This window comes from Dietzia sp. SYD-A1, assembly GCF_015356725.1.
In the GTDB taxonomy this organism is placed as follows: Bacteria; Actinomycetota; Actinomycetes; order Mycobacteriales; family Mycobacteriaceae; genus Dietzia.
In genome coordinates, this window is sequence record NZ_JADDKI010000272.1 from 1 (window position 1) to 7,089 (window position 7,089).

The window sequence follows — 7,089 nt, forward strand, 5'->3', positions numbered from 1 at the left end:
GTCCAGATCGCGCACCCGGTGAGCGTCGCCGTGAGGCAGCCCGCGAGGACCGTCGAGATCCCGGCCCGGACCCCTGCGGCGACGCCCACCCCGGACATGCGGGTCAGCCCTGCTCGACGAGGGCCTTGATCCGCTTCAGGGAGGTTGACACGCCCCTGTCCATCTCCTTGGTGAACGAGGGCTGACCGCCGAAGAGCTTCTCGGTGAGGAACGTCGAGATGAACGTCAGTCCGCTCGGGACCTCGCGACGCTCGGTGAGCCGGGTTCGGCCTCCCGGGAGGGAGTCGAGCTCGAAGACCCAGACGGTGGTGTTCTCGGTGATTCGGTTGGCGAACCGGCGGCCGGGTTCGAACTCCACGACCCGGCTGGTGGTGGGCCAGAAGAGCGGACCACGCCTGTTGATGTTGAGTGCTCGCGTACCGGCGGTCGTGCGACCACCGAGTGCGACGACCTTGTACGCCTGGGTGCTCCACTGCGGTGCGTTGCGGACCTCGGAGACGACCTCCCAGACCCGGGCGGGTGGGGCGTCGATCTCGATCGAGTTCTCGATGGTGCCGACGGGCGCGGACTCGGGGGACATGGGTGGCCTTCCGACGGGGATGGGGCGGGATCGCGTCTCGATGGTAGGGGACCGGGCACCGGCGCGCGTGTCGTTCGCCCGTCGCGAACAGTGCCCCGGGCCCTTTGCACTCGTCGGGGGCGAGTGCTAGAAAAGCGCTTGGCACTCGGCTACCCTGAGTGCCAGCAACACCTGAACTGAGGTCGCAAGGTGAGGCGCGGATCTGACACGGTCCGCACCGTCCGTCGCGGGCGCCGACGCCGACCACATACGTGTCACCCCACACCCGGAGGATGATTCACCCAATGGCAAAGATGATCGCGTTCGATGAAGAGGCCCGCCGCGGCTTGGAGAGCGGTCTCAACCAGCTCGCCGACGCCGTGAAGGTCACGCTCGGCCCCAAGGGGCGCAACGTCGTGCTGGAGAAGAAGTGGGGCGCCCCCACGATCACCAACGACGGCGTCTCCATCGCCAAGGAGATCGAGCTCGAGGACCCGTACGAGAAGATCGGTGCGGAGCTCGTCAAGGAGGTCGCCAAGAAGACCGACGACGTCGCGGGCGACGGCACCACCACCGCCACCGTCCTGGCCCAGGCACTCGTGCGCGAGGGCCTGCGCAACGTGGCCGCCGGTGCCAACCCCATGGGCATCAAGCGCGGGATCGAGAAGGCCGTCGAGGCCGTCACCGCGCACCTGATCGACTCCGCCAAGGAGATCGAGACCAAGGAGCAGATCGCCGCGACCGCCGGCATCTCCGCCGCCGACCCGGCGATCGGCGAGCTCATCGCGCAGGCGATGGACAAGGTCGGCAAGGAGGGCGTGATCACGGTCGAGGAGTCCCAGACCTTCGGCCTGGATCTCGAGCTCACCGAGGGTATGCGCTTCGACAAGGGCTACATCTCGCAGTACTTCATGACGGATCCCGAGCGCCAGGAGGCGGTCATGGAGGATCCGTACGTCCTGCTGGTCTCGGGCAAGGTCTCCACCGTCAAGGACCTCCTCCCGCTGCTGGAGAAGGTCATCGGCGAGGGCAAGTCCCTGCTCATCATCGCCGAGGACGTCGAGGGTGAGGCGCTGTCCACCCTCGTCGTCAACAAGATCCGCGGAACCTTCAAGTCCGTCGCCGTGAAGGCTCCGGGCTTCGGCGACCGGCGCAAGGCCATGCTGCAGGACATCGCGATCCTCACCGGCGGGCAGGTCATCTCCGAGGAGGTCGGCCTCTCGCTCGAGACCGCTGACATCTCGATGCTCGGCAAGGCGCGCAAGGTCGTCGTGACCAAGGACGAGACCACCATCGTCGAGGGCTCGGGAGACCAGGCCCAGATCGAGGGACGGGTCAACCAGATCCGCGCCGAGATCGAGAACTCCGACTCGGATTACGATCGGGAGAAGCTCCAGGAGCGTCTCGCGAAGCTCGCCGGCGGCGTCGCCGTGATCAAGGCGGGCGCCGCCACCGAGGTCGAGCTCAAGGAGCGCAAGCACCGCATCGAGGACGCGGTCCGCAACGCCAAGGCCGCGGTCGAGGAGGGCATCGTCGCCGGCGGCGGCGTCGCCCTGGTCAAGTCCGAGGTCGCCGTCGACGGCCTGTCCCTCGAGGGCGAGGAGGCCACCGGCGCGAAGATCGTCAAGTTCGCGCTGAGCGCCCCGCTCAAGCAGATCGCCTTCAACGCCGGCCTCGAGCCCGGCGTCGTGGCGGAGAAGGTCCGCAGCCTCCCGGGTGCCCAGGGCCTCAACGCGGCCACCGGCGAGTACCAGGACCTGCTGGAGGCCGGCATCAACGACCCGGTCAAGGTGACCCGCTCCGCGCTGCAGAACGCCGCCTCCATCGCGGCGCTCTTCCTCACCACGGAGGCCGTCGTGGCCGACAAGCCCGAGCCCGCCGCGCCCGCGATGCCGGGTGGCGACGAGATGGGTGGCATGGGCTTCTAGTCCAGCCCGACCACGCAGTGGGGCCGTGGCCCGCACCGGAGAGTCTTTCCGGTGCGGGCCACGGCCTTTCCCTCATTTCGCGAACTCCGCCCGGGCCTGCTCGCCCCCACCTCGTCCGTGGTGGCGCACACACCACTTCCGTGGCGGGACGTAACACGGACGTCATCTATCGGGCTTCGCGTAAAGAGCCTGTGATCTGCGGTTAAGGTGCGGTTTCGTCCATTGTGATGGACATGTGTCTCTTTTTAGTGTCGCTGTCAGGCGCCTCAGAGGGCGCCGTGAGCGCACGAGAACGGAGAACACCATGCCCGACTTCGGTCAGCTGTCAGACCTCTTCGGAGGGATCACCGACATCCTCGGAGCCGTCGTCACATTCACCGGGTCGCTGGGAGGCGAGGGGGGCATGAACGACTTCTTCGATGCACTGTCGAGCATCAGCGCCGACTGATCCCGCCGGCCGATCCCAGAGTCACCTTCTCCAGAGACACACACCCAGCAGACCCAGGAGTGCACCATGTTCTTCCCCGAGTTCGGATCCCTCATCGGCGTCAGTGACGCCCTCGGCTTTGTCAACGACTTCCTCGGCGCGTTCGGAGACCTCTTCTCCGGCCTGGCCTACTTCACCGGAGGAGACTTCGAGGAGGCCCTCGCCGGCGGCTTCATGATGTGGTGACCTGAGCCTGCCGGGGGCGGCCATGCCCCCGGCACGAGGAGCGGCCCGCGCGATCTCCCTCGCGCGGGCCGCATTCGTGTGTGAGGAGGCCCGGAAAGTGGAGATGTCCCGGGGGTGAACAGCCCGTGCGCTCATGCCCTGGTGAGGAGAAGCTCACTCAACAGCGTATGCGCATTCATTTGAATGGTTTGCGCAGTTGAGAACGGATGTTAGGATTTCCTCGCATCCGTGATCTGGACCACTAAGGGTGGCCTCAGTTCGCCTCGTCGTCACCTCGGCGGGGGGGAGACGGACGTCACAATTGACATCAGAGTCGCTCAGATTACTCTGACTCTGGCCCCATGAGCCGGGGCACCACTTTCAAAGGGAGACACACATGCCTGACTTCAGCGCCATCAGCGCCGCCCTCACCGCGGTCAAGAACCTCATCGACGGCGTCGTCGGCTTCACCGGTTCGATCACGGGCGACGGCTTCATCGACGCGCTCGGCAGCCTCGGCGGGGACGACGTCTCCGCCTGACAGGCCCCGGCCGTAGCGCTCCGGCGCGAACGCCCCGGCTGCGGCGCACAGCAGCCGATCTCAGCATCATTCACTGATCCGGATCTCGCCGGATTGCAGCACTCAGGGAGAACATCATGGGCATCGATCTCGGTTCCATCGGCGACATCTTCGGCAAGGACGGCATCGTCGACCTCGCTGGCGGCCTTGTCGGCAACACCAACAACATCGTCAAGGGGATCGGCTACTTCCTCGGCGGCGACTTCCAGAAGGCCTTCGACGCCGGCTTCATGGCCTGAGTCTTTCGGCTGAACGGGATGGGGGCTCCGGGCTGTGCCCGGGGCCCTTTCTCGTGTCCCGATCGGTGTGGCGCCCAGGCCCGGGCCCCGAAGGTTGTATAGGAATTTGTTCATATCCGTAACAGCGGGCCGGCCGGCGTCGATAATGTTGACGTGAACCGCAAGGGTGGTCCCGCGGTTACCGACGGGCCGCCCGGGTATGGAATCCTCGGATAGGTGCCCCGCGGGCGCGAGACTCGGTCCTGCAGGCGCGCTTCCACCGGGAGTGTGCTTAGTGGGTCTTGTGTGACTACTGGGAATCGGGTTAGCTGTGCAGTGCGGGTCTGCCCGAGTCCGTCTGTGAACAACGAGAAGGTTAGGCGTCGGAATATGCGTTCAGTCAAGAGCGGTCGGTTGGGCACCAAGGTCGCTGCGGCGACCATCGCCGCGGCCATGGTCCCCGTCGTTGCCACGGGCACGGCCCAGGCACAGGGTGGAAACATCCAGTACACCAAGGCCACCGCCCAGAACAAGGTCGTCGAGACCCAGCTCCCCGACGGTCGACTGATCGTCTCGGTGTGGTCGGACAAGATGGCCATCGAGGTCCCGAACATCGTGCAGCGCCCGCGTGACGGGAACAACGGCGCGCCGGTGCTCTACCTCGTCAACGGCGCCGGTGGTGGAGAGGACTCGGCCACCTGGCAGGCGCAGTCGGACGTCCGGGCCTTCATGTCGGACAAGGACGTCTGGACCGTCACCCCGATCGGTGGAGCCTTCTCCTACTACACGGACTGGCAGCGCCACGACCCCAACGTCCAGACCCGCTACGCCCGCGAGACCGACCGCCCGATGGCGTTCGAGACCTACCTCGCCCAGGAGCTCCCGACCCTCTTCGAGGGCCGGTACGGCGGCAACTACCCGAATCGCAAGCGCAGCCTCGCCGCGATCTCCATGACCGCCACATCGGTCCTGACGATCGCCCAGAACCACCCCGGCCGGTTCCAGGCCATCGGCTCGTACTCGGGATGTGCCGAGACCTCGACCCCGATCGGCTACCAGTTCATCAATATCGTCACCGGCATGCGTGGCGGGGCGAACCTCGACAACATGTGGGGGCCCTACCCCGGTCCGGGCTGGGTGGCCAACGACCCGGTCGCCCAGGCGCCCAAGTTCGTCGCCCAGCGCGACAACGGCACCCTTCCGGCCATGTTCATCTCCACCGGCAACGGCCTGCCCGGGCCGCACGAATCCCTGGAGAACTGGCGCCTGCGCAACAGCATCCCGGCTCTGGCCAACCAGGCGATCGTCGGCGGCATCATCGAGGCGGCCACGCAGTACTGCACGGCCAACCTCGCACGCCGGTTCGCCGAGCTGCAGATCCCGGCCCAGTTCGACTTCGCGCCCAACGGCACGCACTCGTGGGGCTACTGGCAGGACGACCTCAAGCAGTCCTGGCCGATGATGGCCCAGGCGATGAACGCGCGCTACGGCCCGATCTGATCGGCTGACGCGCCCGGCGACCTCGGGTCCCGGAACCGACGGACCCCGCCCCACCACCACGGTGGAGCGGGGTCCGTCCTCATGTGTCGAGGCGGTGCGCCGGGCCGGCGCACGCAGGGCGCGGGGTGATCCCGCGCCCGCCGCGGACGACGTCGTGAGACAACCCCCCTGGGGTGAGCTCCGGAGGTGGCCCACTGGCAAACTGTACGCATGACCAAGACGGACGACCCGCGCCGTACCGAGCTTCGCCACACCGATGGCAGCACGAGCCCGCTGCTCATGGTGGAGTCCGCCGTCCCGGGAAGCACCAGGCCCGCCGTCCTGGTGCTTCCCGGCATCGCGGTCGGCGCCAGGTATTACCTGCCGCTGGCCAGGGCGTTGGCCGCGGCCGGGGTGGACGTGGCGATCACTGAACTGAGGGGCCAGGGCGAGAGTACCCACCGCATCGGCCGCGGCGGGGGAGCGGCCGGGTACCACGAGAGTGCCGCCGAGGACGTTCCGCTCGCGCTGGACGCGATGCAGCGCGAGTTCGGGGCGCGGCGGGTGGTGCTGCTGGGCCACAGCATGGGCGCGCAGATCGGGGTGTACCACCTGGCGCGGCGCGATCCCCGGGTGGTGGGCCTGGTGGCGGTGGCGGCGCAGTCCCCGTTCCACCGCGGGTACCCCCGGCGCATCGGACGGCGACTGCGATTGGGCTCGATCCTCCTGCCCACCATCGGATGGCTGGCGGGACACGTCCCGGGACGGTTCTTCGGCGCGAGCGGTCGGATCCCGGCCGACCGCATCAGTGACTGGTCCCGTCTCGCGGCCCGGGGCGACATGCAGCCGGCGCGCGCCGATCTCGACTACCGGGAGGGCCTGACCCGCGTCACGGTCCCGGCGCTGTCGGTGGTGATCGCCGACGACCCACTCGCCCCCGAGAGCGCCGCTCGTGGGCTGCTGGCGATGCTCCCCGCCGCCCGGACCTGCCTCGAGGTGGAGCCGGAGGCGCTGGGCCACAACACGTGGGCGCGCACACCCGCGCAGGTGGTCGCCCGGGTGCTGGCCTGGATGGACCGGGAGGTGGCGCTCAGCCCACCTGGGGACGACGAGGCAGCCGACGCCTGAAGAACTCGTACGTGAGCACCGCCTTCCGGGCCTCCTGCGAATTGTCGGCGGCGCCGGCGTGGCCGCCCTCGACGTTCTCGTAGTACGCGACCTCGTGCCCGGCCGCCTCGAGCGCGGCCGTCATCTTGCGGGCGTGGCCCGGGTGCACGCGGTCGTCCCGGGTCGAGGTGGTCATGAGGACCGGGGGGTACGGGCCCTCGGTGGCCGGTCGGACGTGCTGGTACGGCGAGTAGGCGCCCAGGAAATCGTCCCAGTCGTCCGAGTCGGGGTCGCCGTACTCGGCCATCCAGGACGCGCCGGCGAGCAACAGGTGGTAGCGCCGCATGTCCAGGAGCGGGACCGCGATCGCGAGGGCCCCGAACAGTTCCGGGTATCGGGTCAGCATGACGCCCATGAGCAGGCCACCGTTTGATCCGCCGGTCGCCCCCAGCTGGTCGCGGGTGGTGACCCCGGTGGTCACGAGGGCCCGGGCGACGGCCGCGAAGTCCTCGAACGCGCGGGGCCGGTTCTCCCGGACGGCGGACTGATGCCACGAGGGCCCGTAC

9 protein-coding genes are annotated in these 7,089 nt (G+C 68.2%); 7 read left to right on the top strand and 2 right to left on the bottom strand.

All coding sequences use genetic code 11. The features are described 5' to 3' along the window. Positions 1-103: 103 nt before the first annotated feature. Complete coding sequence (locus IY392_RS11575; RefSeq protein ID WP_182611965.1) at positions 104-580, bottom strand: SRPBCC family protein; 477 nt, start codon at positions 578-580, stop codon at positions 104-106. A 284-nt stretch (positions 581-864) separates the two neighbouring features. Between IY392_RS11575 and groL the strand changes: the two genes are divergently transcribed. The 7 genes from groL (at position 865) to IY392_RS11610 (ending at position 6,544) form a co-directional block, all read left to right on the top strand. Next, positions 865-2,487 (top strand): chaperonin GroEL, encoded by a 1,623-nt coding sequence (gene groL / locus IY392_RS11580; RefSeq protein WP_107757386.1) that lies wholly within the window; start codon positions 865-867, stop codon positions 2,485-2,487. 304 nt (positions 2,488-2,791) lie between these two features. After that, positions 2,792-2,935, top strand: a complete 144-nt coding sequence (locus IY392_RS11585; protein ID WP_017837824.1) for a hypothetical protein — start codon at positions 2,792-2,794, stop codon at positions 2,933-2,935. Between the two features lie 66 nt (positions 2,936-3,001). Beyond that, entirely contained in the window at positions 3,002-3,160 is a 159-nt protein-coding gene (locus IY392_RS11590) for a hypothetical protein (protein ID WP_017837823.1), read from the top strand. Between the two features lie 376 nt (positions 3,161-3,536). After that, a complete protein-coding gene (locus IY392_RS11595) occupies positions 3,537-3,680 on the top strand; it encodes a hypothetical protein (protein WP_182611964.1) in 144 nt (47 codons plus the stop codon). Positions 3,681-3,796: 116 nt separating this feature from the next. Continuing rightward, entirely contained in the window at positions 3,797-3,958 is a 162-nt protein-coding gene (locus IY392_RS11600) for a hypothetical protein (protein ID WP_182611963.1), read from the top strand. A 369-nt stretch (positions 3,959-4,327) separates the two neighbouring features. Beyond that, on the top strand, positions 4,328-5,437 hold the full coding sequence (locus tag IY392_RS11605) for an alpha/beta hydrolase family protein (RefSeq protein WP_107757385.1): 1,110 nt from the start codon (positions 4,328-4,330) through the stop codon (positions 5,435-5,437). A 210-nt stretch (positions 5,438-5,647) separates the two neighbouring features. Further along, a complete protein-coding gene (locus IY392_RS11610) occupies positions 5,648-6,544 on the top strand; it encodes an alpha/beta fold hydrolase (protein WP_194861307.1) in 897 nt (298 codons plus the stop codon). On the opposite strand, the gene IY392_RS11615 is transcribed toward IY392_RS11610, so the two are convergent. Further along, positions 6,507-7,089 (bottom strand): prolyl oligopeptidase family serine peptidase (locus IY392_RS11615; RefSeq protein ID WP_194861308.1); only part of this gene is annotated, 583 nt, incomplete at its 5' end. The two genes, IY392_RS11610 and IY392_RS11615, sit on opposite strands and share 38 nt — an antisense overlap.

Bases quoted from the DNA above. Each gene is read 5' to 3' on its own strand.
- groL (WP_107757386.1), top strand. From the start codon at position 865: ATGGCAAAGATGATCGCGTTCGATGAAGAGGCCCGCCGCGGCTTGGAG.
- IY392_RS11590 (WP_017837823.1), top strand. From the start codon at position 3,002: ATGTTCTTCCCCGAGTTCGGATCCCTCATCGGCGTCAGTGACGCCCTC.
- IY392_RS11575 (WP_182611965.1), bottom strand. From the start codon at position 580: ATGTCCCCCGAGTCCGCGCCCGTCGGCACCATCGAGAACTCGATCGAG.
- IY392_RS11600 (WP_182611963.1), top strand. From the start codon at position 3,797: ATGGGCATCGATCTCGGTTCCATCGGCGACATCTTCGGCAAGGACGGC.
- IY392_RS11585 (WP_017837824.1), top strand. From the start codon at position 2,792: ATGCCCGACTTCGGTCAGCTGTCAGACCTCTTCGGAGGGATCACCGAC.
- IY392_RS11610 (WP_194861307.1), top strand. From the start codon at position 5,648: ATGACCAAGACGGACGACCCGCGCCGTACCGAGCTTCGCCACACCGAT.
- IY392_RS11605 (WP_107757385.1), top strand. From the start codon at position 4,328: ATGCGTTCAGTCAAGAGCGGTCGGTTGGGCACCAAGGTCGCTGCGGCG.
- IY392_RS11595 (WP_182611964.1), top strand. From the start codon at position 3,537: ATGCCTGACTTCAGCGCCATCAGCGCCGCCCTCACCGCGGTCAAGAAC.